At 72.2% G+C, this 24,154-nt stretch carries 14 protein-coding genes and 8 pseudogenes; 10 read left to right on the top strand and 12 right to left on the bottom strand.

Going from position 1 to position 24,154, the window contains the following annotated elements:
• Positions 1-108: 108 nt before the first annotated feature.
• The 3 genes and pseudogenes from IE242_RS10255 to IE242_RS10245 form a co-directional block, all read right to left on the bottom strand.
• Positions 109-1,383 carry an MFS transporter gene (locus tag IE242_RS10255; protein WP_189857501.1) on the bottom strand — a complete coding sequence of 425 codons (1,275 nt, stop codon included), beginning with the start codon at positions 1,381-1,383 and terminating at the stop codon, positions 109-111.
• 8 nt (positions 1,384-1,391) lie between these two features.
• A pseudogene (locus tag IE242_RS10250) lies at positions 1,392-1,851 on the bottom strand (ArsI/CadI family heavy metal resistance metalloenzyme).
• Positions 1,852-1,926: 75 nt separating this feature from the next.
• Positions 1,927-2,613, bottom strand: a pseudogene (locus tag IE242_RS10245) (flavoprotein); the annotation flags it as partial.
• Between the two features lie 2 nt (positions 2,614-2,615).
• Here IE242_RS10245 and IE242_RS10240 point away from each other — a divergent pair.
• A pseudogene (locus IE242_RS10240) lies at positions 2,616-3,263 on the top strand (ISAzo13-like element transposase-related protein); the annotation flags it as partial.
• Positions 3,264-4,043: 780 nt separating this feature from the next.
• On the opposite strand, the gene IE242_RS10235 reads toward IE242_RS10240, so the two are convergent.
• The 3 genes and pseudogenes from IE242_RS10235 to IE242_RS10225 form a co-directional block, all read right to left on the bottom strand.
• Positions 4,044-4,742 (bottom strand): hypothetical protein, encoded by a 699-nt coding sequence (locus IE242_RS10235; RefSeq protein WP_189857497.1) that lies wholly within the window; start codon positions 4,740-4,742, stop codon positions 4,044-4,046.
• 134 nt (positions 4,743-4,876) lie between these two features.
• Positions 4,877-5,374: pseudogene (locus IE242_RS10230) on the bottom strand (SAM-dependent methyltransferase); the annotation flags it as partial.
• 75 nt (positions 5,375-5,449) lie between these two features.
• Positions 5,450-6,418 (bottom strand): NADP-dependent oxidoreductase, encoded by a 969-nt coding sequence (locus IE242_RS10225; protein ID WP_030583853.1) that lies wholly within the window; start codon positions 6,416-6,418, stop codon positions 5,450-5,452.
• 69 nt (positions 6,419-6,487) lie between these two features.
• Here IE242_RS10225 and IE242_RS10220 point away from each other — a divergent pair, with 69 nt between their 5' ends.
• Positions 6,488-7,468, top strand: coding sequence for a GlxA family transcriptional regulator (locus IE242_RS10220; protein ID WP_189857495.1), 981 nt, complete (start codon positions 6,488-6,490; stop codon positions 7,466-7,468).
• 28 nt (positions 7,469-7,496) lie between these two features.
• Here the strand turns inward: IE242_RS10220 and nadE are convergent.
• Together nadE and IE242_RS10210 are read right to left on the bottom strand one after the other, a co-directional pair.
• Positions 7,497-8,165 (bottom strand): annotated as a pseudogene (gene nadE / locus IE242_RS10215) (NAD(+) synthase); the annotation flags it as partial.
• A gap of 431 nt (positions 8,166-8,596) precedes the next feature.
• Positions 8,597-9,435: pseudogene (locus IE242_RS10210) on the bottom strand (IS5 family transposase).
• Positions 9,436-11,052: 1,617 nt separating this feature from the next.
• Between IE242_RS10210 and IE242_RS10205 the strand changes: the two are divergent.
• The 4 genes from IE242_RS10205 (at position 11,053) to IE242_RS10190 (ending at position 19,234) form a co-directional block, all read left to right on the top strand.
• Entirely contained in the window at positions 11,053-11,730 is a 678-nt protein-coding gene (locus tag IE242_RS10205) for an HdeD family acid-resistance protein (protein WP_189857493.1), read from the top strand.
• A 265-nt stretch (positions 11,731-11,995) separates the two neighbouring features.
• Positions 11,996-13,015 (top strand): diacylglycerol/lipid kinase family protein, encoded by a 1,020-nt coding sequence (locus IE242_RS10200; RefSeq protein ID WP_189857491.1) that lies wholly within the window; start codon positions 11,996-11,998, stop codon positions 13,013-13,015.
• Positions 13,016-13,297: 282 nt separating this feature from the next.
• Positions 13,298-13,726 carry a hypothetical protein gene (locus IE242_RS10195; RefSeq protein WP_030585071.1) on the top strand — a complete coding sequence of 143 codons (429 nt, stop codon included), beginning with the start codon at positions 13,298-13,300 and terminating at the stop codon, positions 13,724-13,726.
• 1,029 nt (positions 13,727-14,755) lie between these two features.
• Positions 14,756-19,234: an HAD-IC family P-type ATPase gene (locus IE242_RS10190; RefSeq protein WP_189857633.1), complete on the top strand. Its 4,479-nt coding sequence runs from the start codon at positions 14,756-14,758 to the stop codon at positions 19,232-19,234.
• A 119-nt stretch (positions 19,235-19,353) separates the two neighbouring features.
• Here the strand turns inward: IE242_RS10190 and IE242_RS10185 are convergent, their stop codons facing one another.
• Positions 19,354-19,587 carry a hypothetical protein gene (locus IE242_RS10185; protein WP_189857489.1) on the bottom strand — a complete coding sequence of 78 codons (234 nt, stop codon included), beginning with the start codon at positions 19,585-19,587 and terminating at the stop codon, positions 19,354-19,356.
• Positions 19,588-19,668: 81 nt separating this feature from the next.
• On the opposite strand from IE242_RS10185, the pseudogene IE242_RS10180 reads away from it, so the two are divergent.
• The 3 genes and pseudogenes from IE242_RS10180 to IE242_RS10170 all read left to right on the top strand — a co-directional run.
• Positions 19,669-19,962 (top strand): annotated as a pseudogene (locus IE242_RS10180) (SPDY domain-containing protein); the annotation flags it as partial.
• A 108-nt stretch (positions 19,963-20,070) separates the two neighbouring features.
• Positions 20,071-20,367: a hypothetical protein gene (locus IE242_RS10175; protein ID WP_030585059.1), complete on the top strand. Its 297-nt coding sequence runs from the start codon at positions 20,071-20,073 to the stop codon at positions 20,365-20,367.
• Between the two features lie 12 nt (positions 20,368-20,379).
• Positions 20,380-21,201, top strand: a complete 822-nt coding sequence (locus IE242_RS10170) for an SPDY domain-containing protein (RefSeq protein WP_189857487.1) — start codon at positions 20,380-20,382, stop codon at positions 21,199-21,201.
• Positions 21,202-21,543: 342 nt separating this feature from the next.
• Here the strand turns inward: IE242_RS10170 and IE242_RS10165 are convergent, their stop codons facing one another.
• The 3 genes and pseudogenes from IE242_RS10165 to IE242_RS39150 all read right to left on the bottom strand — a co-directional run.
• Positions 21,544-22,395, bottom strand: a complete 852-nt coding sequence (locus tag IE242_RS10165; protein WP_189857485.1) for a GAF and ANTAR domain-containing protein — start codon at positions 22,393-22,395, stop codon at positions 21,544-21,546.
• A gap of 308 nt (positions 22,396-22,703) precedes the next feature.
• Positions 22,704-23,147: a hypothetical protein gene (locus IE242_RS10160; protein WP_189857483.1), complete on the bottom strand. Its 444-nt coding sequence runs from the start codon at positions 23,145-23,147 to the stop codon at positions 22,704-22,706.
• A 144-nt stretch (positions 23,148-23,291) separates the two neighbouring features.
• Positions 23,292-23,609: pseudogene (locus IE242_RS39150) on the bottom strand (mobilization protein); the annotation flags it as partial.
• A gap of 20 nt (positions 23,610-23,629) precedes the next feature.
• Here IE242_RS39150 and IE242_RS10155 point away from each other — a divergent pair.
• Positions 23,630-24,103: an ABC transporter permease gene (locus IE242_RS10155; protein ID WP_229858645.1), complete on the top strand. Its 474-nt coding sequence runs from the start codon at positions 23,630-23,632 to the stop codon at positions 24,101-24,103.
• Positions 24,104-24,154 lie beyond the last annotated feature (51 nt).

Here is a 24,154-nt window from a genome sequence, read left to right as displayed (position 1 = left end):
GGCGAATCTCCAGGTGAGTGACGTCGTACGACGCCCTGTTCGAGGCCAGAGGTTAAAGAACAAGCAGAGATGCCGTGCAGGGAGCCTGACAGTCGAGTGCCTGGAGGGTCACCGCTGATGCTTCGGGAGTGTCAGTCGCCTGATCAAGGGCAGTCGTGTCGTCTCCCTGGCCGGCGCAGTGTGCCAGGCGATGAGGGCGGCGCCGGATGAGATGACGGCGAGGGCGGCGAACAGGTGGGGGTAGCCGCCGAGCGGGCCGGCCAGGGCGGTGCCGGCGAAGGGGGCGAGGGCGGAGGCGGTGGTGGTGGGAGCGGCGAGGAGGCCGGACAGGCGGCCGTAGTGGCGGGTGCCCCAGCGGTCGGTGATGGCGGTGGCCTGCAGCAGAGTGAGGTTGCCGCGGACGGTGCCGGCTGCGATGGACAGGGCGGCCAGCAGGGGATAGGGGCCGGGCACGAGGGCGAAGGCGGCGGTGGCCGCTCCGCCCAGACCGATGAGGACGGCGGTGCGCAGAGCCGGGGAGGTGCGGCGGGCGAGCGTGGCGTACAGGGTGCGGCCAAGCGTCTGTCCGGCGCCGCCCAGCCCGAGGGCCCAGGCCGCCTGGGCGGCGGTGTAGCCGCGATCGAGCAGGAGGGGGACAAGGGTGACGACGACGGTGTACATCGCGAACGCGGACAGCGTCAGGGCAGTGGCGAGCAGCAGGAAGGGACGGCTGCGGGCGACGGCGGTCCTGCTGGTGTCCGCGTTCGCTGCGGTCTGCGGCGGGGCGGACGGCCAGGGGGCGCGCAGCGCCAGGGCGTGGGCGGGCAGGGTGACCGCGGCCAGGACGGCGGCGAGGATGAGGTAGGTGTGCCGCCAGCTGAAGTGGCTGGCCAGCTGGGCGGTCAGGGGAGCGAAGACGGTGGAGGCCAGACCGCCGGCGAGGGTGACGATGGTCAGGGCCTTCACGTGGTCAGGGGCCCACCAGCGGGTGAGGGCGGCGAAGGCGGGCTGGTAAAAGGTGGACGCCATGGCGAGTCCGGTCAGCAGCCAGCCGGTGGTGAACAGGGGCAGGTTCGGCGCGGTGGCGATGATGACCAAGCCGGCCGTGCCGGCAACGGAGCCGGCGGTCATCACGGTGCGCGGGCCGCGGGCATCGAGGACGCGGCCGATGCGCATGCCGGTGAGTGCGGAGACGAGCAGCGCGGCGGAGAACGCTGCGGTGGTGGCGGCCGCGCTCCAGCCGGTGGCGGCGGTGATCTGCGGGTTGAGGACGGGGAAGGCGTAGTAGAGGATGCCCCAGCTCGTGATCTGGGTCAGGCAGAGGGCGGGCAGGGCAGCGCGCGGCCGCGTGGGGGTGCCCGACGCGGTGGCAGCTGTGTAGGAGGGGGCGGTGAGATCTTTCATCGGCCAGGTCAGCAGCAGCTTCGCGCTGTCTCGGGCTGCCCGTCGGCGCTTTGGGCGGGTGGTGCACAGCAGGCACTGCCGGTCTGCTTGGCCAGGGTGTCGGCGTCGGCCTTGACGGTATAGACCTCCCACGGCTCGCGGCCGGGGCCGTGCACCCAGACCTTGTCCTGCAAGGCATAGCAGCAGGCGGTGTCGTTCTCCTCGGTGGTGGCCAGGCCGGCCTCGGACAGGCGGGCGGTGGCGGCGTGGACGGTGGCGGTGGAGTCGACCTCCACTCCGAGGTGATCCAGCCAGGTGTCCTCGCCTGGCGTTCCCTCGATCAGCACCAGCTTGAGCGGGGGGGTCGATGATGCCGAAGTTGGCGTAGCCGTCGCGGAGTTTGGCGGGCTGGGTGTCGAAGAGCTTGCTGTAGAAGGCGATGGCGGCGGGCAGGTCACCGACGCGCAGGGCGAGTTGTATCCGGGACATGCGATGTCCTCCTTGAGGCGATGGTGGCGGATACCCGCTCCGCACTCCATGGCCCGGAGCGGGCTTGATGCACGATCAGGCGCCGCAGCCGCCTCCGGAGCAAGTGCCCGAGCCGGTGCCCGCAGCGGCGGAGGCGGGAGTGATCTGGACCAGCTGCGGCGCGGGGGCCGTGCAGCACCCGCCCGCGTCGGTCTGCTCGGCGTCAGGGGTGTCGAACAGACCGGGGCCCCCGCACACACCGGTCTCCGGCAGCACCAGCTCCACTCGGTCGGCGGAGTCGAGGTCGCCGGCGAGGGCGGCGACGACGGAGCGGACCTGCTCGTAGCCGGTCATCGCCAGGAACGTGGGCGCACGGCCGTAGGACTTCATGCCGGCCAGGTAGATGCCCTGTTCGGGGTGGGCGAGCTCGTGGTGGCCGTGGGGGTAGACGGTGCCGCAGGAGTGGACGTTGGGGTCGATCAGCGGTGCGAGTTCAACCGGCGCCTGAAGGCGCTCGTCCAGGCCAAGACGGATATCGGACAGGAACGACAGGTCGGGGCGGAAGCCGGTCAGCACGATCACCTCGTCCACCGGGTCCAGACGGCGGCCGTCCTCGGCCACCAGTACCAGGCGTCCCTCGGGGTCGCGCTCGATGGCCTCGGTGCGGAAGCCGGTGACCGCGTCCGCGTGGCCGTTCTCGACGGCGGCCTTCGCCGCCAGTCCCAGGGCGCCGCGGGCGGGCAGCTGGTCTGCGTCTCTGCCGCCGAAGGTGGTGGCGGAGATGGATGCTGCGGACCATTGCCGCGACGACCAGCAGCACCGGTCTGACAGTGCACGCCGAACTCGACAGCGGCGAGTACCCCACCGGCGTCCGCATCAGCGACGAGGACATCGCCGCCCTGCCGATCACGCGCCACCGCTTCCACGGAGACTGGAACTACACCTTCCACCCCGCAGATCACCACCCGTGTCCCGGCTTTCCCCGGCAACGCGGTCGGTCAGCCGGCGGTTCCGACTCCCTCATGCCCCATGACCTGCGGCATCCCGAGCTGACCGGCATGTCCCGCAAGCAGCTCGGCGACCTGACCGACGCCTTGGTTCCCGGACTGGAAGAGCACCGCGAGCAGGTCCGCCATGCAGCCCGCGGCGGACCACGCCGCGTCGCCCGCGGCACAGGCCGCAAACCTACCCTCACTCCCGCCGACCAGATCCTGGTCACCATCCTCTACCTGTGGAAACACGCCCTTCCAGAGCTTCTCGGCCAGCTCTTCAACACCACCGCGATGACCATCAGCCGTGCAGTGAAAGATGTCCGCCCGCTCCTGCAAGCCCACGGTGTCACCGTCCCCGCCTCCACCGCCCGATTCCACACGCCGGACGACATCGCCGCATTCCTCGCCCCAGACGAGACCAAGATCAAACCAGCGTGTTGATTCCCGGCAAGTCCTAAGAGGTCGTAGCGCCAAGCGTAGGCGTCGGAGAGGTCGCTGCAGAGCACCTCGGCGTGGACCGCGAGGACGAGACAGGCGTCGGCGCTGGCGAGTGCCTGCTCGAGGGCCTTCGCGAAGGCGGCGAGGAAGGTTCCAAGGTCCGTCGCCTCGTAGTACCCCGTGATCTCTCCCGAGAACTTGTAGGCGGACAGCGGAAGCTCGGGCCAGCCCAGCGCGGGGGTGTGCGGGCCGAAGGGGCTGCCCTCGATGACGACCGACCCGTCGTGGGTGTGGAGCGTGACCGTTACGGGGTCGGGCGTGAAATTGCGTTCCCGACGAGTGCTGATCATGACCGCTCGGTCAAGGGCCTGGACCGCGGTCTCTTGGCTGGACGCCGGTGCTGAAGTGGGCATGTGCGGGCCTTCCTGGTACAGGGGACGGATGCGGACGCAGGGGTGGAGGTATTCAGATGCCGGGCCCGTGTGGCACGGACGGCACGCCGGGAGGCGGTAGTGCCGGGCCCGCCCTCGGGGGCGGGGGCGGCCCGGCGGCCGGGGCTCGACCGCACGGGGGGCGGGAGCGTCCTTCCGGCAGCACCGACACTGCCCCGGGCAGGAGTAAGGCGGGCAACCCTCACCACGGACGGCCGGCTCGGCGCTCCGGGGGCCGCACGGCCGCACTCGGCAGGGGCGTCACACCGATGCGAGCGGCCCCGCACGCGCGGTGCGTGCGGGGCCGGGACGGCTCATGACCCGAACGGGCCGGGGCGCAGCCGGGGCTGGATCAGGGGCGCTCACGCCAGTCGACTTCGACCTGGCCGTAGTAGTTGACGTGGGAGTAGTCGACCCTCGGGTCCGAGCCGTCGAAGTTGTAGGCGCCGTGAATCTCCTTCGGAGCTGCCAGAATCGCGCTCAGTTGCCGGCCCGGCACCCAGCGCGGCTCTCCCCACCTGTCTGTCTCCCGAACGTACCCCCATCCCTTCTCCGGGAGGTTGTAGACGTTCACACGGATCGCGCTGCCACCGGAGAAGTAGTCCGTGCGGACGGAGACCTTGATCTGCCTAGGCATGGTGGCGAGCGCGGTGAGCGAGTCGGTCAGGGCGACCTCGGCACCGGTCGCAGCGCCCAGCTTCGCCTCGACCTTGCGTGCGAGTTTGATGTCCGCGCGGATGCGCTTGGCGATCTCCGTGGTGGACAGGTGCTTGACCTCTTCATACCGGGCGCCGTAGCGGATGTCGGGGAGGCGGTAGCCGTGCCAGGCGCTATCGCCGCCGCGCTGCTTAGTGGTGAGCTGGCCCTTCTCTTGGGCGGCGGCGATGGCGCGGTCCAGCATGCGCTCGGCGGCCGCGCGCTCCTCCTCGCCAGTGCGGGGGTGGAAGATCAGGTTCTCCAGCATCCAGACCTTCTTCATCACCCGGTTGCCGGGCGCGTGCTTCTCGTTGGTGATGCGGGTCCGCGGGGGCTGGGTTGTGGTGGTGGTCATCGTTCGTCCCTCCGACGCTGCTGCCGGGGCTGACCGCCCCGTGACGAGGCGGGACGTTGGCCGGACGTCGGGCTAGCGCCGCAACAGCCGGCCGGAGGGCGGGACCGCACGTGGCAGGGGCGTCACATCGACGGGTCCTCGACGAAGTGCAGGATCGCGCAGAGCCCGAGCGCCACCGGCCGGTCCAGGTCGAGCGTGGCGCGGGCCCCGTCGAGGATCGCGTCCGGGGTCCGCAGGTCCGCGTCGAGGTAGGCGGTGCGCCCCTCCGGGCTGCTGGACAGCAGGGCCCGCGCGTGCGCGAGGACCACCGGGTCGTGGTCCACGTACGCGACGCGGGTCTCCGGGGCGACGTCCTGGGCGATCTCGTGCACGTTCGGGCGGGTGGGCAGGCCCGTGCCGATGTCGAGGAACTGGCGCAGGCCCGCCTCGCGCGTCAGGTGCAGCACCGCGCGCCGCATGAAGTCCCGGTTGTGGCGCACGTCGAGGTAGCCGCGCGGGTTGCGCCGCAGGGAACCCTCGGCGGCGGCCCGGTCGACGGGGTAGTGGTTCTTGCCGCCGAGCAGCGCGTCGTAGACCCGCGCCGGGTGCGGCCGTGAGGTGTCGATGCGTGCGCGGATCTCCCGGTCGGTCATGCGGCCCCCTCGCGTCGCGTGTGTGACGTGCGGGGCACAAGGTACCCCCGGTGATCAGGGACCGCGATGGCGGTTCTACGGACGGACGTCGAAGACCAGCTTCCCCGTGACGTGGCCCGTCTCTCCCTCCGCGTGGGCCTTGGCCGCCTCGGCGAGGGAGTACGTCCGCTCGACGTGCGCGCGCAGCTGCCCCGACTCGGCGAGCGCCGCGACCGCCGCCATCCCCGCCTGGTCGTGCTCGACCAGCATGAAGGTGGCGCGCACCCCCAACTCGGCAGCCTTGACGGGGACTTGGCTCCACTTGTCGGGCAGGATCGACACGAGGACGCCGCCGGGCCTCAGCACCTCCAGGGAGCGCAGGCAGTTCTCGCCGCCCAGGGAGTCGAGGACGACGTCGACGTCGCGGGCCTCGGCCGTGAAGTCGGCGGTGCGGTAGTCGATGACCTCGTCCGCGCCGAGGCCCCGCACGAAGTCGTGCTTGGCGGCGCTGGCCGTGCCGATGACGTACGCGCCGCGCGCCTTGGCGATCTGCACCGCGAGGTGGCCGACGCCACCGGCCGCCGCGTGGACCAGCACGCGCTGTCCTGCCTGGAGCCGGGCATGGTCGACGAGCGCCTGCCAGGCGGTCAGCGCGGCGAGCGGCAGCGCGCCCGCCTCGACGTGGCTGAGCCCGGCGGGCTTGGGCACGAAGGCGCGGGCGGGCCCGGTCACGTACTCGGCGTGCGAACCGGCGCCGTACGGGTAGGGCAGCATGCCCATGACCTCGTCGCCGGGGGAGTGGAGGGAGACGCCGAGGCCGACCGCCTCGACGACGCCGGACACGTCCCAGCCCAGGGTGAACGGCGGCTCGCCCAGGAAGAGGCCGGACTCGCGGTGCTTCCAGTCGGTGGGGTTGAGCCCGGCGGCGTGCACCGCGACGAGGATCTGGCCGATGCCGGGTTCGGGGCGGGGCAGCTCGGCCTCGCGCAGCACGCCGGGGTCGCCGAGGGTGTCCTGGGTGAGGGCGGTCATCGTGGGCTTGCCCGTGGTGTCGTTGGTGGTCATGGAGCCAGCCTGCCCCGCGCCGCCGACCTCGGCAATGGCAAGATTGCCATGAACCGATAACATCGTGCCATGCCCTCTGACATACGGATCACCCCTCGGCCGCACCGCGTCGTCACCCTCGCTCTCGACGGCGTCTACCCCTTCGAGCTGGGCATCCCCAACCGCGTCTTCCCGCTGGTGCCGGGCGCGTACGAGGTGGTGACGTGCGCGGCGTCGCAGGAGCGCACCGTGCGCACGGATGCGGACTTCACGATCACCGTCGAGCACGGTCCCGAGGCGCTGGAGACGGCGGACACGGTGGTGGTCCCGCCCTACGACCTGCGGCGGCTCTCCGCCGACCTGCCCGACGAGGTGCGCGCGGCGCTCGCCCGCATCCGCCCCGGTACGCGCATCGTCTCCATCTGCACAGGCGCGTTCACCCTCGCGGCGGCGGGCCTGTTGGAGGGCCGCACGGCGACGACGCACTGGGCGCTCGCGGACCACTTCCGCGCCCTGTTCCCGCACGTCGACCTCAACCCCGACGTGCTGTTCATCGACGACGGCCCCGTCCTCACCTCGGCGGGCGCCGCGTCCGGCGTCGACGCGTGCCTGCACGTCGTCCGCTCGGACCACGGCAGCGCGGTCGCCAACCGGGTCGCCCGGCACTGCGTCGTCCCGCCGTGGCGCGACGGCGGCCAGGCGCAGTACATCGAGCAGCCCGTCCCGGACGAGGGCGAGACCGGCACCGCCGCCACCCGCGCCTGGGCCCTGGAGCGCCTGGACCAGCCGCTGGCCCTGCGAGACCTGGCGGCGCACGCCCGGATGAGCCAGCGCACCTTCGCCCGCCGCTTCCAGGAGGAGACGGGCACGAGCCCCGGCCGCTGGCTGATCCAGCAGCGCGTGCACCGCGCCCGCCACCTCCTGGAGACCACCGACCTGCCCGTGGACCGCATCGCGGCGGAGGTCGGCTTCGCCACGGGCACGTCGCTGCGGCAGCACTTGCAGGCGGCGATCGGGGTGTCGCCGCGCGCGTACCGCCGCACCTTCCGCACCGAGACGGCGCCCGTCTGAAACGGGCGGCCCCGTACGTGACCGGGGGTCAGTCGGTGGGCCACTCCCACCGCTCGATGTCCCGCAGCCACGCCCGCGCGTTGCCGTCGGACGGGGCGCGCCACTCACCGCGCGGCGACAGCGCGCCACCGGCGGAGACCTTCGGCCCGTTCGGCATCGCGGACCGCTTGAACTGCGCGAACCCGAAGAACCGCTTGCAGAAGTACTCCAGCCAGTGCCGGATCTCCGCGAGGTCGTAGGAGCCCCGGTCGGACTCGGGGAAGCCGGGCGGCCACTCGCCCGCGTCCTTGTCCCGCCAGGCGTGCCACGCCAGGAACGCGATCTTCGAGGGCCGGAAGCCGTGGCGAAGGACGTAGAAGAGGGTGAAGTCGTGCAGCGCGTACGGGCCGATCTTCGACTCCGTCGACTGCAGCTCCTCGCCGGGGACCAGCTCGGGGCTGATCTCGGTGTCGAGGATCGCGGTCTGGATCTGCCCGGCCTCGTCCCCGAACAGATCGCTGCTCACCACCCACCGGATGAGGTGCTGGATCAGCGTCTTCGGCACGCCGCCGTTGACGTTGTAGTGGCTCATCTGGTCGCCGACGCCGTACGTGCACCAGCCGAGCGCCAGCTCGGAGAGGTCGCCGGTGCCGAGGACGATGCCGCCGCGCTGGTTGGCGATGCGGAAGAGGTAGTCGGTGCGCAGACCGGCCTGCACGCGAGCGGCCCCGCACGCGCGGTGCGTGCGGGGCCGGGACGGCTCATGACCCGAACGGGCCGGGGCGCAGCCTGGGGTCAGAACGGTGGTTCGTCGTCGTAGCCTCCGGCCCAGCCGGGCCCGGCCTTGTCGGCGGGCAGGGGCGGATGGCCGGTGGTGTGGCGCCGCACGCCGATCCGGCGGCGCAGCCGGTCGAGGAAATGGAGCGGCCACAGGGGCAGGTTCGCGAAGAGGACGCGGTAGGCGGGGCATGCCGGGCAGGGGACGGCGGTGTCGGCGGCCCCGTCGGGGGTGATGTACCTGGGAAGGTAGCCGCTGCCGTCACAGCGGCGACAGCAGCGCTGACTGCGGATTGAGTACTTGGGGCCCCGGGACAGGGACAGGGTCTTACTGAGCGTTTCGTCCTGGGGTTGGTGTCTGGTCCCGTGGGGTCAGGTGTCGTGCCAGTTCGGGGTGTTCTCGCCGGTGAGGCGGCGGGCCATGAGGTCGATCATCGCGAGCTGGATCATGGCTTCGGAGCGGTGCGGGTGGGTCTCGTAGTCGCGGGCGAGGCGGCGGTGGTGCATGAGCCAGCCGATGCTGCGCTCGATGGTCCAGCGTCGCGGGATGACCGTGAAGCCGCGGCTGCCCGGTGGGCGGGAGGCGGGCTCGACGGCGATGCCGAGGCGGGCGCCGTGGTCGATGGCGGTGGTGCGGTAGCCAGCGTCCACCCAGGCCTTGCGGACGTGCGGGTGGGCGGCGGCGATGCGGGACAGCAGGGTGACACCGGCCGCGGTGTCGGAGACGCCGGCGGCGGTGACCAGCACGGTCAGCAGCAGGCCGAGGGTGTCGCAGCCGAGGTGCCGCTTGCGGCCGATGATCCGTTTGCCGGCGTCGGTGCCCTGGCCGGTCCGGGGGACGTTGGCGGAGGTCTTGATGGTCTGGGAGTCGAGCACGCAGGCCGAGGGTTCGCCGCTGCGGCCCTCGGCCTCGCGGACCAGGCGCCGCAGTAGGCCGGTGAGCCGGGTGAGGACGCCGTCCTGCTGCCGGTGGGCGAAGTAGCCGTAGACCGTCTGGTGGGGCGGGAAGTCGTGCGGCAGGTAGCGCCAGGGGATGCCGGTGCGGTCGACGTACAGGATCGCGTTCATGATGTGCCGCAGGTCGTGTTCGGGTGGGCGGCCGAAGTCCAGGGCGTCCCGGCGGCGCCGGCCCGCCAGCCGGTGAGTACGGGTTCGATCAGTGCCCAGCGGTCGTCGGACAGGTCGCTGGGATACCCGTCGCGCGGGGTCATGTCTCCGATGTACCGCGCGACGGCCGGCCTGGCGAGGGGGCAAGGGCGTGGCACCGCGCCGTCCTGGAATGAGACGGAGAGGCCGGAAGTGGTCGTCTTGCTCAGTAGGTGAACCGTGTCGACGTCCAGGGCACCGGTCAGAGACACCAGCGCCGCGCGCTCACCCGCTTGCTCGTAGTCAATGACCAACGGGACCTTCTCGCCTCGGCTCATTGCTACCGCCTTGGACCAGTGATCGACAGGTCCTCCCGCGGCCCGCCGCTGCACGGCCTCCAGCATGGCACGGACCTTGTCTCTGCGGTTCGGTTCCTGTCGTGAACTGAAGCAGCTTGTTGGACACGCGGAAAGGCCCGGCTGTTTGGGCCTGCGGGTGAGGAGGGGAGTGCCTGAGTCGTATCGCATCGTCGTCCGCATGGCAGGGCCGCTTCGTGATCCGCGTTGCGACGTACGATGTTGGCATCGACGCCTCGCGCGGAGCCGCCGTCGACCGCCACGACGGGCGTCTGGCCCTCGCTGGGAATGCCGTGACGGCCACACACCGTCCTGGCTGACGCTCTTGGCCGCGAGGCGCCCTACGCCGAAATCGTCCGGCAGCCCGACCTGGGCGCGCGGCATCACGCTGGCCGTCGTGCTGATGGCCGAGCTGATGAGCACTCTGAACGGGGCGATCCTCCACACGGCGCTGCCGTCCATCCGGGCCGGTACAGGGGCGCTCCGGCGCCCAGTTGCAGTGAATCCACGCGGCGTACGCGCTGACGTTCGCCTGGGACTCGTCGTAGGCGGGCGGCTGGGCGATCTCCACGGCTGCCGACGGGCTTCCTCGCCGGAACCGCCGTGTTCACCCTCGCCTTGCTCCGGTGCGGCACCGTCACCGGCCCCGCACCGCTGATGGCGGCGCGACTCCTGCAAGGCGCCGCTGCCGCGGCGATGGTCCCGCAGGTGCTGGCCATCCTCCACGTGACCTTTGACGAGAAGACCCGCGGTACGGACTTCACCCCGTACGGCACGGTGCTGTCCGGGCAGCGTGACCGGACCCGTGCTCGGCGCAGCCCTCACCGGAGTGGATCTGTGCGGCCTTGACTGACGGACGGTCTTTCTGATCAACCTGCCCCTTGGCCTGGCCGTCCTCCTGCTTGGGCGGCGCTTCCTACCGGAGTCCAGGGACCGCCGCCCTGAGGCCGGACCTTCTCCCGGGCCGCGGCTGCCGGTGGCGTGTGGGCTGTTCCTCGGCGGCTGCAGCCCACCATGGGGGTGCCCTCGGTCATCAGTGCAGCAAGGGTGCCTTTCACCGGCAACCGTGCTGCAGGCGGAAGTGCCTCGCCGGTGTCGGTGGCGGGAGCCTGCCTCGGTGAGGACACCGACTACGCATGAGGGATCAGGCCCCTCCTTCCATAGGCGTATCCGGACGTCCGTCTCGCCGTCCAGGTCGGCACCGGGCGAACGGCGTTCGTCATCTGGCGCCGATCTCGCAGCGCGCCCGCTCAACCAGGTCGGCGTGCGCGCGGGGATGCCGCTACCGCCGCAGGTGCCGTCTCCTGCGGCACGACCCGGGCTGGGTGGAAGGACGATGGGCAGACACCGACTCGCGTAAGTGCTTCTCAACGAGGAGGGGAAGCGATGACGTCATCTTCCAATTCCTCAGGCAGCGGCTCTCCGTACGGTACCGGGCCACCGGACGCCTCCGCCGCCGGCCCGTTGGGCGCGGTGGCGAACATGGGCTGGCAGATCCTGCTCACCACGGGTCTGGCGGCCACCGCCCTGGGTGTGGTGATCTTCGTCTGGCCCCGGGAGACGTTGCGGGTCGTCGGTGTGCTCTTCGGCGTCTATCTGCTGGTCACCGGCGTCTTCCAGCTGGCCGCCGCGTTCGGCACGCACGTTCCCGGGCACCTGCGGGCCCTGCACTTCGTCACCGGTGCGTTGTCCGTGCTGCTGGGACTGCTCTGCTTCCGGGGCACCCTGGAGTCCCTTCTGCTGCTCGCTCTGTGGATCGGTTTCGGCTGGCTGCTGCGCGGCGTCATGACCACGGCCACCGCCGCCTCCGCCGAAGCCATGCCGGCGCGGGGCTGGATGCTGTTCTCCGGGATCATCGGCATGCTGGCGGGCATCGTGCTGATCGTCTCGCCGTTCACCTCGATCGCCGCGCTCACCCTGGTGGCCGGCGTTATGGCCATCATCCTCGGGGTGATCGAGGTATGCCATGCCGTCAGGATGCGCCTCGAAGCCGGCCGCCTGGCGTCGGGTGCCTCGGCCGGACGGCGGCCCTCGTTCGGCTCGCAGCCACATCCCGAGCACTGATCGCGGCGCCTCCGGCTCTCACGGCACCCGGCATCATCGCCGGGGCCGCCGCTCTCGCGGCCGGCAGGGCTGCCCGGCCGGGGTCCCGCTGCCGCGCTGCGCAGCCGCCCGGCCGCCGGCCCGGCCGGGGACGTCGAGTGCATCGGCGCCGAGCAGCTGTTCTTTGCCGCCGGTGGCGCCGCGGGATGCGCCAGTGTGGTCGTACGGCACCCTGGATCGGCTTCCACAGGCCGGCCAACGGCCGGTCGTGTGGCGGAGGAGGGCGATGATGGCCGGCATAGGGACAGGCACCCGGGTTGTGATCGTGGCGAATCCGCACTCAGGCGGCGGCAAAGCTGCTCGGTCCGACCTGATCAACCGGGCCGAGGGCCTGGGGGCACGAGTCTGGCCGACTACGGCCGAGCACGACGCGGCGTCGCTGGCCAGGCGCGCCGTTGGGGAAGGGACACAGGTGCTGGGGGTCGCGGGCGGTGACGGCACGGTGTCGGCCGTAGCCGCGGTGGCCGCCGCCGCTCACCGGCCACTGCTGGTCATCCCGGCCGGCACGCGCAACCACTTCGCCCGGGACCTGGGGCTGGACATCCGCAACCCAGTCCTTTCACTGAACGCCCTGGACAACGGCATCCTGGCACGGGTGGACCTCGCCACGGCCGGCCCGCACGTCTTCGTCAACAACGTCTCCTTCGGCATCTATGCCGACGCCCTGCTGGAGCCCGGGTACCGGGAGGACAAGGCGCGTACCTTCGCCACGGCCGCACCGGGATACCTCAAGGGAGAACAGTGGGTCGAGGCCGACATCGACACCCCGCAGGGCCCCATCAGGCGCCCGCAGGTGGTGCTGGTCTCCAACAACCCCTACCACCTCGCCACGCCCCGCTACCTGGGGCGCCGCTTCTCCCTCACCACCGGGACGCTCGGCTGCATCGTGCTCCGGCGTCCGCCCGACACGCCGCCGAACCTGCTCCGGCGCCTGCGCCGCGACCTGCGCCGGCAGGGCGATCCGGGGCGGACGGGCGAACCGGTCGTCGCCTGGACGGCAGCCGACATCGCGGTGTACGACGGCACGCCTCACCTCAACGCCGGGATCGACGGCGAACTCGTGACGCTGCCGCTTCCCGTCACCTGCCGGATCCGACCGGGCGGCCTGCAGGTTCTGCTGCCGAGGGACCGGCCGGGGATCCCACGCGAGCCCGCGCCCGGGCGCTCGGGAACACGGCACACCGGTGCCGCCTCAGCCGACCCCGCCGGCGCGGGCCGACCTCCCGGGGGCCTGCGCGCAAGGTGACCACGAGCAATCGTCCGCGCCGGCCTGCCTCACCGGTACGGCCCGGCCGGCATCACCGTAGCCTCGTCGTGCACCTGCTCCGGCACGGACTTCACCCTCAGGGGGTGAGCCGCAGATGAGCCGAAGAGCATAGCGTCGGGAAGGCAAGCGCCGTAGCCGGCTTCATCGGGCAACAGCGGTGGGCTTCATCCCGGGCCGACAGCCAAGGCGGGCCTGCAGGTGGCCCCACGAACTGCCGGGCACGCCCGGCCGGACCAGCCGATCCGATGAGGGGAGCCTGTCATGAAGGCGCTCTCTGAGCAGCTCAGCGAACTGGCGGAACGAGCCAGGAAGGTCGAGGACGTGGTCGCCGCCGCACGCGAGGACAACCGTGCGCGGCTGGAGACCAAACAGCGCGAACTGCAGAAGTCCGTAGCGGAAGGCAAGGCCAGGGCCGACCAGCGCATCACGGCCGCACGAGAGACGGAACGGAAACGGTGGAACGCCCTGCACGCATCGGTGGACCAGTGGTTCGCCGAGTTGCGCGCCGCCGACGACAAACGTCGTGCGGAGCGGGACGTCCGCAAGGCACAGCGCCGCGCGGACATGCTCGAGGAGGACGCCGTCAACACGATCAACCTGGCGCTCTACGTCCTCGACCAGGCCGAGTACGCCGTCATCGACGCCGTCGTCGCCCGCGCCGACGCCGACGACCTGACCCAGCACAGCTAGCACCCCGGGCAGCCTGCGCCGAGCGCCCCACCTGAAACGACGTACGGACGCGTCCCGTCGGGATCTGCCCGCTGCGCCTGTTGTCTGACCCGTCGTCGGCCTGTTGCCGTGCCGGTCGGTGGCGGGTCCGCTCGCGCCGGCGCTGGCCGAAGAGACGGCTCCTGGACTGTGCGGCTTCGCCTCCGTGTGACGGCGGATGATCGGTGCGCGGCGTCGTCGACATCGGCGCGGGGTGGTGCAGGCTCTGAGCAGTTGCTTCGCGGGCACGGTCCTCGGGGGAGACGCCAAGCGGCAGGGACACGGCGGAGGCCCGCAGCCGCTGGGCAGCCACGGGCCTCCATGGTTCGGACTCACTGGAAGCCCCGCACACGCCAGTTCGGACCAGCGGCTGCTACGAAGCAGGCGGCGGGTCAACGCTCGTGGCGAAACCGACGGCTCGTCGCCGGCGGAGGGCAGCCCGCAACCGTGCCGGCGCCCGCCGACAGGCCTCACCCACCACGGGCATGGTCATCGACACCCGGGCCCGCTTCGGCTTGATCACAGCGCCCGGCAGCAACGACGACGCCCGCGTTGCGGGGCGTGCGGGTTCCGCGAGGCGACGGTCCGCGCGTTGGCGGACATGTCGCCCGGAGTGAGATAAAGGACGGGCACCGAGCGTGCATGGTGTGCATCTGCAATCCTGCAGTGCCCTGGCGGGGCTGTTGCTCCTCGGCTCCCTCGTGGTGCACTTCTTGCTTCTCGGTGGTTCTCCGTCCGGTTGCTGTGGTGCTGGGCATCTCGGCTCCTCGCCCGGTGCTTCGTCGGTGCGCGTTCCCTGTGGCTGGTCCGTGCCGACGGGTGCCGTGCTTTCGTGCGGGCAAGTGGGGGAGTTCGGCTGCTTTTCCGCTTTCCGCGCATGGAGCGCCAGGGTCAGGGTACTGGCGCGGTGCCCCCAGGGCGGGGCACCGCGTCGAGCCGGAGGGCGGGTGGCGCAGGGTGGGGTTGCCGGGGCTGGGTGCGGTGCGGGAGGCCGCACAGTCGGTGCTGAACATGCTTCGCGTCCGGGAAGACCGTCTGTGGTTCTTCGACGGCCGGGCGCATATCGCCGTGCGGGGCGTGCGCGATGCGACAGACGGGGACGCGGGGGTGCCGGCACTGGTCGAGCAGCGGCTCGCTGCGCTGCCGTGCGTGGAGTGGGCTGCCGTGAACACCGTGCTCGGCTGCGCCGTGGTGGCCACCGCGGGCGCGTCCGACGACCCGGCGACCGTGCGGGCCCTGCTGGAGACGGTGCGGGCGGTCGAAGAGGAGCACGGCCTGACCGGCCCGCTGCCCGAGCATCCGCTGGCCGCGGCTCCCGCCGTGCGGACCGCCTGGCCGCTGGCGGTGCAGGCGGCCGCCCTTCCCCTGGCCCTGACGGCCCGTCTCACCCGCCTGACGCCCGTGCCGGCCGCACTCGGCGCGGTGTCGGGTGTGGTGGACGCCCAGCCGCGGCTGCGGCGGCTGCTGGAGCGGGCGGTCGGCGAGCACCGCGCCGGGGTGGTGCTCGCCGGTGTGAACGCGGTTGCCCAGGCCGGCGCGGGCGGGGTGGTCGGCCTGGCCGTGGACACCGCCCGACACGCCCTGCGGGTCGCCGAACTCGACGCGCGGCGCCGGGCCTGGCGGACCGCCGAACCCTGGCTGACCGGCGCCCCCGAGCATGCCGCCGCCGTCCTGGCGCCTCCCGTCCCGCGCGCGGCACCGCTGCGCGCGGGGTGGGCGGAGCGGTATGCGGATCGTGCTGCCCTGGTGGCGGGCGCGGCCTTCGCCGGGACGCTGGCCCTGACACGCCGGCCCGGCCGGGCGGCGGGTGCGGCCCTGGCCGCCCTGCCCAAGGCACCCTGGGCCGCGCGCGACGCCTTCACCGCCACCCTGGGCCGGGCCCTGGCCCGGCGGGGGGTGCTGCTGGCCGACCCCGGCGCGCTGCGGCGGCTGGACCGGGTGCGCACCGCCGTCCTCGACACGGACGTCCTGACCACCGGCCGGTACCTCCTCGCCGAACTGGGCCCTGTGGAGGATGACGCGCCGACCGGCGATCTCGCCGCGGTCGCGCACCGCCTGTTCGACCCTGCCGATCCCACCGGGGTGCGTCGGGACGGCGTCTGGGAGCTCGGCCCCGTCGACGGCCTTCGCCTGCGGGGGCGCACCGGCGCGCAGGCGGGCGACCGGCTGCGGCGCGAGGGTGTGCACCATGTTCTGGGGCTGGCCGAGGACCGGCGGCTGCGGGCTGTGATCAGCGTCGTGCCGGAGCTCGACGAGACGGCCGACGCCCTGGTCACGGCCGCCCGTCGGGCCGGGCTGAGGGTCTTGGCCGCAGGCGAGCACGCGGGCGCTGCCGCGCTGTCGGAGGCCGACGGGATCCTGCCCGGCGGCGACCGCCTGGCCGGTGCCGTGCGCGACCTGCAGCAGGACGGCACCGCGGTGCTGTTGCTGTCCCGGTGCCCGGCCGCACTGGCCGCCGCGGACGTCGGCCTCGGCCTCCCCGGACCGGACGGGAGGCCGCCGTGGGGCGCGCACGTCCTCCTCCCGGGCGGCGCGCGGGACGCGGTCGTGCTGGTCGAGGCCTGCCGGGCGGCGCGGACCGTCACCCGGCGCGGCGTCCGGCTCGCGGAGGCTTCGGCGGTGCTGGGCGGCGCGATGACCCTGGCCGGCCGTCGCGGCCGGCGCGCCGACGCACGCGGTCTGATGACCGTGCAACAGGCGGCCGGCCTGGGAATGGCACTGGGCGTGTGGTCGGCGGCCGAGCTGCTGCGGCGTCCGCTGCCGCCGGCCGCCGCGCGGCATCCCTGGCACGCGCTGACCCCGGAGACGGTGCTCGGCCGGACGGGCAGCATGCAAGACGGGCTGACCGCCAAAGAGGCACAGGCCCGCAGCACAACTTCTGGTGAGGAGGTCCGGCGGCCCTCGCTCGCGCGGGCCTACCTCTCCGAACTGGCCAACCCGCTCACCCCGGTCCTCGGCGGCGGCGCCGCCCTGTCCGCGGTGGTGGGCGCGGTGCTGGACGCCTGGATCATCGTGGCCGTGACCGCCCTGTCGGGACTCATCGGGGGAACCCAGCGCCATCTCACCGACCGGCTGGTGGACCAGCTGCACCGGCGGGCCGCGGTCACCGCCACCGTCGTCCGGGACGGCGAGGAGACCACGCTGCCTGCCGAGGAACTGGTCGTCGGCGACGTGGTGACCCTCAAGGCCGGCGACGTCGTGCCCGCCGACGGCCGGCTGCTCGAGGCGTACGGGCTGGAGACCGACGAGTCGGCCCTGACCGGCGAGTCGCTGCCCATCGCCAAGGACGTCGCCCCCGTCCTGGCGTCCGACCTGGCCGACCGCATGTCCATGGTCTATGAAGGCACCACCGTGGCCGCGGGCCGGGCCCGGGCCGTCGTGGTCGCGGTCGGCGAGGCCACCGAGGCCGGGCGCAGCGCACGGGCGGGCCGGGGCGCCGCACCCGCGGCCGGCGTGGAGCACCGGCTGGCCCGGATCACCCGGATCACCCTGCCCGTCGCCCTCGGCTCGGCCGGCGCGCTGATGGCCGCGGGCCTGCTGCGGGGCCGCCCCATTCGCCGCACCATCGGCGACGGGGTCGGCCTGGCGGTGGCGAGCGTGCCGGAGGGACTGCCGTTCCTTGTCACGGCGGCCCAGCTCGCGGCCGCGCGCCGGCTGTCCCGGCAAGGAGCGCTCGTCCGCAACCCCCGGACCATCGAGGCCGCCGGCCGCGCCGACGTGCTGTGCTTCGACAAGACCGGCACGCTCACCCACGGCCGGATCACCCTGACCGCCGTGTCGGCCGAGGGCCACACCCTGCCCCTGGACCGACTGGAGCAGCACCAACGGGCCGTCCTCGCAGCCGCCCTGCGGGCCACACCGCGCCGCCACGACGACGCCTTCGAACACGTCACCGACCGCGCCGTCGTCGAAGGCGCCCGCGCGGCAGGGGTGAGCCGCACCCACGCGGCGCCGGGCTGGCGGCGCTCCACCAGCCTGCCGTTCGAGCCCAGCCGAGGCTTCCACGCCACCCGGGGCCGCTGCGGTAAACAGCGACTGCTGTCCGTCAAAGGGGCCCCGGAGGAGATCGCCGGACGGTGCGCCACTTACCACGGCCGCCCACTGGACGCCATCACCCGCGAGGAGATCCTGACAGGCGGCGAGAAGCTGGCCGCCGAAGGCCACCGGATACTGGCCGTCGCCGAGCTGCGCGACGCCCCCGGCGGCCGGCTGACCGACGCCTCCGTCACCGGACTGGACTTCCTCGGCTTCCTCTCCCTCGCCGACGAGGTGCGCTCCACGGCCGCCGAGTCGGTACGGCGGCTCACCGACGCCGGAGTGCAGATCGTGATGATCACCGGCGACCACCCGCAGACCGCCGAGACGGTGGCCCGCGAGCTCGGCATCGTCAACGGGCACCAGGTGGTGACGGGCGCCGCACTCGACGCCATGGACGACCGGGAACTGGCCGCCCGGCTGCCCGCCATCGGTGTCGTCGCGCGCGGCACCCCGCTCCACAAGGTGCGGGTCGTGCAGGCCTTCCAGTCGCTCGGCCGGACGGTCGCCATGACGGGCGACGGCGCCAACGACGCCCCCGCCATCCGGCTCGCCGACATCGGCATCGTCCTGGGCCGGCGCGGCACCCCCTCCGCCCGCGCCGCGGCCGACGTCGTGGTGGCCGACGACCGGCTGGAGACGATCCTCGCCGTGCTCGTCGAGGGCCGCGCCATGTGGGCCTCGGTGCGGCAGGCCCTGGCCATCCTGGTGGGCGGCAACCTCGGCGAGATCGCCTTCACCCTCCTCGCCGCCGCCGTCACCGGCACCTCACCCCTGACGGCCCGCCAGCTCCTGCTGGTCAACCTGTTCACCGATCTGGCCCCGGCGATCGCCGTGGCGCTGCGGCCGCCCGGCGGCCCGGAAGCCGCCGGACGGCTGCTGCGGGAAGGCCCCGAAGCATCCCTCGGCACCGCACTCACCGACGAGACCACCGTCCGCGCCGCCGCGACCGCCCTGGGCGCCGCGGCGGCCTGGTGGGCGGCCCGCGTCACCGGCCGCGAGGCCCGCGCCCGCACCGTCGCCCTCGTCGCACTGGTGGGCGCCCAACTGGGTCAGACGCTGCTGGTCGGCGGCAGGTCCCCGGCCGTGGCCGCATCCGCGGCAGGCTCCCTGGCCGCCCTGGCGGCGATCGTCCAGACGCCCGGCATCAGCCAGTTCTTCGGCTGCACCCCCCTCGGACCCGTCGGCTGGGCCACGGCCCTGGGCGCCGCCGCAGCGGCCACCGCGGGCTCCCTCCTGCTCCCACCCCTGGCCTCACGCATCCGCGGACACCTCGCACCGAAGGACGACGGCACGCACGGCGCCAACGCGGGAAGCGAGCCGAACGCAGACGACCGGCAGGGGGAGGGAGAGGACCGGCAGGATGGCGGGGAGGACCGGACTCCCGGCTCCGCCGTCCCGACCCCAACGGACACGCCCCGCCTCGCTTCCGCAGCCGGTCCCCTCACGGGGTAAGTGGCAAGAACTTCCTCGCTCCAGCTGGCCGGACGCCTTCGCCATGTGACATCGCGATGGCCTCCGCGCCGTGAACCGAGGAGGTCCGACCGCCGTGTCGGCCGGGCCTCCGTACGGCGTCAGTGGAACTGCGGCACGATCAGACAGATCCCGTACACCACCACCGCCGCGCACGTGAGGAAGCACAGAGCGGCCTGGGCGAGGCCGAGAGCCGAGGCGGTGCCACGCTGCTCGCGCGTCTCCTCGTTGTCGGCCATGCCCCGGACGCCCAGGGCGAATACGACGACCACGGCGACGGTGACGCCGGCGCTCACCGCGGCGACCTGGCCGAGTGCCGTCCAGTCAGGATTCATGGGCTGTCACTCCCGATGCGATGATTCCGTGGCTCAGACCGCCGTGCCGACCTCGGCCGGTGGCACCGCGCGGAGGGTGACCAGCTCGGCCCCGGCCAGCCCACGCTCGTCATGGACCAGTTCTCCGCGGACGACTTCAACGTCGTCGTGGACGATCGGGCGGACGTACACGTCAACAGCAAGGACGGACGCTTCTATCTCGGCTGGTTCCCGCTCGGCCGTCCAGGCACCGACGGCGAAGGCTGGAAGATCGCCGTCACCGGTACGGCCAAGGTGCGTGGCTACCAGGTGTCTTTCCACACGGAGACACCGGCCGAGATCGTAGCCGCCGCCGCCGCCGTCGCTCGCGTGCTGGCGACCTCCCAGCGCGTATAGCGCCAGCAGCTCAGGCCGGACGCCCTCCACACTGGAGGGTCGCTCCCGTCACCGGCGGTCCGCAGGCCGCCACCCCATCTGCTGCCCCCCGCTTGAAGGAGGCTGTCCATGGCACATCCAGAAGAAATGACCGTCGGCGATCTCATCGACCTCTTGTCCGCCGTCGATCGCAGTACCCCGGTGCGGCAGGCGATCAATCCGTTCTTTCCGATGGCGCACCGCCTCGAACAGGTCGTCCAGGCCGCGGACGAGACCGGGCAGCCCGTCGTCTACCTCGCCGAAGGGCGGGATGCGGATACCCAGCTCGGTCATCTGCCGCCGGAGGCTGCCGTCGCCCTGGCCTGGCAGGAACCAGTCCAGGCGCCCCCGCGGCGTCCCCGCCGCCGCGCCGGCGGCGGCAAGTAGACCATCAGCTTCTTGGAGGCGCTCCTGAACTCCGACCTTCCGCTCGGCCCGTCCACCCCCTCCGGTGCCCAGACCGCCTACTGGGTCGGTCCACGGCACTTGGCCGGTGACGACGGACGGCTCTACGACGCTGTCGCCGACATGCTCGCCGAGCTCGGCTGGACGAGCCTGACGATCGTCCGAGGACGTCAGGAGCCGGACGAGGTGCCGGAGGACCGGCAGGTCCTGCGCAGTACTGTCCTGCACATCAGTCCCGACAATCTCCGTTGGGCGCAGTGGATGCTGCCGGACGAGCCGTTCCACCTGGGTGAGCGGCCCATTGCGTGGCAGGTTTCCGCTTGCGAGGACGTGACCACGCCCTTCGCGCGATGGTCCGCCTACTTCACCCCCGACGTTCCCGGAGAGGCACTTGCCGACTTTCTCGTCGCGCTCGACGCCCGCGATCAGCCTATTGCGCCGCGCGCGGGCCCCGAGCAGGTTCTCGACGCCGTCACCGCACACGGCTGGCTCCGCGACTTCGACCAGCCCCACGCGCAAGCGACGGACCCGACTTTCACCTCTCACATCAGCCTCGGTGAGGTGCCACCCCTGATCCAGGACGGCGATCTGGGGATCTTCATGACCGAGTGCGGTGAGGAAGGCCCGGCCGGGTGGCAGGCATGGGCCGCGCCGCTGATGGGTGCCCCCTGCTTGTGGGCCGCGTCATTCGCCGCCGGCGTGCCGCACGACCTCGTCGCCGCGTTCGCTGCTTCCCTCAGCTCCACGGCTCCGGTTCTGTGCCAGGTGCTGCCCGAGAGCACCAGGGATCGGATCCTGCGCGTCCCAGCTGGATGATGACCGGAGTTTTGCCTTCGGCCCAGCACGGAGAGAGGGGGTACCGCCCTGCCCTCGCCCGACACATAGCTCGCGAAGGCGCCCGCCAACGAAGGCGAGTTACACGTACCTGAGCGCCCTCGACCGTCATGGGGTGTGAAGCGCCCGGATTCGGCACCGGGGCCCGGCTGCACTGCGCCCATCCGACACACGCGAAGCCCGGCCACCCTGACAGGGGCAGCCGGGCTTCGCATGTGTCGGCACATTGAAGCCCCCAAGGTCTTCGGCGGTGCCCCGCGCCGGCTGGTCGCTGCGTCACCTTCCACGGATGTCATGTCCGGACACGAGTTGAGCGTCCTCGCCTCAATCGCCGGGGTCGGTGATTCCCTGCTCTGGGCGGGCGGTTTTCCGCCTGGAGAGGGTGCTCTGCGCCGTGCTGTCGGTCGGGAGGGGGAGCTTGACAGTGCCGTCGATCACGTCGCGAGCGAGGTCGGCGATGCGGACCTGGTGGTGGCGGGCGTAGGAGCGCAGGCGTTGGAACGCGGTCTCGGGATCGACGCCGTGGTGGGAGGTGAGGTAGCCCTTGGCCTGATCGATGATGCTGCGGGTGGTGAGGGCCTGCTGCAGCTGCATGCTCAGCGTGCGGTGGTGGTCCAGGCACGTCTGCTGGAACAGGGAGATGGCGGTGATGTCGGCCAGGGCCCGGGCCAGGTGCCGGTCGGCGTCGGGCAGGGGACCGGGAGTGCGGCGGAAGAGGTTGAGCACACCGATGGTCTGTGCCCGCAGCTGAATGGGGGTGGCGTGCACCGAGTGGTAACCGGCGCGGTGCGCGCGGGCGCTGAAGGCACGCCAGCGGGAGGGGACGGCCAGGTTCTGGTGGTCGACGGGATGGGCCTCGTGGTAGGCGGTGAAGCAGGGGCCCTCGCGGGCGTCAAGTTCAAACAGCTCAATGAGGCGTACGCGTTCGGAGGTGGTGGCGACCAGGCGCAGGGGCCCGGCGCCGGGGGTGGCCAGCATGACGCCGGCGTCGCCGATGTCGAGGAGGTCCATGCAGTGCTCGGCGACGCGGTACAGGAAGTCGGCGGGGTCGAAGTCGGCGACCAGGATGTCGGCCAGGTCGATCAGGGCGGCGGTCACCCGCATCTCCCGCGGCAGGCGCACCGGCTCGCTGTCCGGGGGAAGCGGGTCCGGCGCGGGAACGGGTGGGAGGGGCATGATCGACTCCGATCGGCGGTGTCAGCGACCGGGATCGGAGGATCATGCACGGGTCTGGGTGGATAACCACCCCGTCAGCGCTGACCTGAGACCAGGCTAACGCCGGCAGTCGGGCATCTGAAGCCCGGTGAACGCCGAACGCCGCGACACGCGCGGACGCGAACAGCGGCAGCGCGAGACGGCGACGACGGTCAGGCCGAGGACGGTAATGGCGCCGCGGATACGCATGGCGGAGCTGATCCCTCCGGCACATCGCGACGTTCGGGCAGCGCGGGCCCGGCGGCCCGATGGGGTCGTAGGGACGGCAGTCAGTGGCCGAGGTGCCGCAGGCAGTCCTCGAACGTCTCGTGGTGCGCGTCCGCAGGGCCGGCGTGCCGGTTGTACCAAGCGGTGTCGAGCCGCATCTCCTGCTGTTGATGTCCCTGGCGGCATCGCAGCCAGATCTGGTCCCGAGTGGACAGGATGAGCCAGTCCCGGTACGCGCCGCACCCGGCGCAGGCAACGACCGCGCCGTCGAGGACGATCGGCTGCGTCCAGGGCATCATCCGGCCGTCGAGCTGGTCGTGGCTCGGCACGCGCAGATCCGGCGGAAGGAAGTCGTCCGCTGTCGATATCGGCTCAGCGGGCTGCTGCGTGGCCCGCGTCCGTTCGACCTCCGGCGGCACCTGGCCGGCCATCCGCCTGTAAGTCTCGTAGCTGCGCCGCTGCAGCTCGCTGGGCTCCGCCGCTCGGCGGCGTATGCGGTGGAACATGCTGGCGTTCTCCCTCGTCCCATCCTGTACGCCTGGTGATCGTGACCTGACGCCCCGACCTGTTTCAATTCACCGGCTCAACAGCCGTGATCGGCGGGGCCGTCGCCTTGGTAACGCCTCGCCGTCGCGAGGCCGTGCCGGGGCCTATCGCCGATCCCTGGCTGGTGAAATAACCGAGTGGGACCATGCTGCTGGATGTGAGCCACGCTGCCTCGGCCGGCGCATGAAGTGCTCTGTCGGGTCTCCGTCGTGAGGCATGCTGGTCGAGTCAGCGGGCAGGTCCGCGGCCCGGCGCAGGCGCCATACGAGGACATCGCTGATCGACGCGGCCGTGTTGAGTTCGCGTTGCCCCACAGCTTCGGTGAGCAGTGCAGCTCGGTCGTGACCGGCGGCCTCCGCGTCGGCGAGAGTGGCAGCGAGCGCGTACCAGCCCGGTTCAGCGAGGATCTGCTCGGCCAACTCCGTCGGCCGCCCGTGAGCTGGTGGCCGATGGCACCCTGGGCGATTCGGTCATCGCCTCCAGCCGCCGCATCCTGATCGGCTGGGGCCTCGGCGTCGTGGTGGGCGCCCCGGTCGGCCTGCTCATCCGGCAGATCAGGATCGTCCGCCAGCTCCTGGAGCCGTACACCGAGTTCTTCCGCTTCATCCCGCCGGTCGCCTTCGTGACCCTGGCCGTGGTGTGGCTGGGCATCGGCGAGACGTCGAAGGTGGTCCTGATCTTCTACATGGCCGTCTTCATCGTCACGCTCAACACCAGTGCGGGCGTGATGGCCGTCGACGAGTCCAAGCTGCGGGCAGCGGCCGGCCTCGGAGCCGGCCGCGGCCAGATCCTGCGCCGCGTCGTGCTGCCGTCGACCGTCCCGTACATCCCCACGGACGCCCGTCCGGCCATGGGCAACAGCTTCCCGTGTGCTGCGCCTGATCGCGTTGCGTGTACTGCACAAGTACGGAGCTAAGGTGTAAACGGAGGCTGCAGTGATCAACGGGGGCAACGGGGGAAGCACAGC

The sequence above is a fragment of the Streptomyces poonensis genome, assembly GCF_014650915.1.
Taxonomy (GTDB): domain Bacteria; phylum Actinomycetota; class Actinomycetes; order Streptomycetales; family Streptomycetaceae; genus Streptomyces; species Streptomyces poonensis.
The sequence above is the reverse complement of the archived record's forward strand: the minus strand, read 5'-3'. Positions and strand labels throughout refer to the sequence as shown.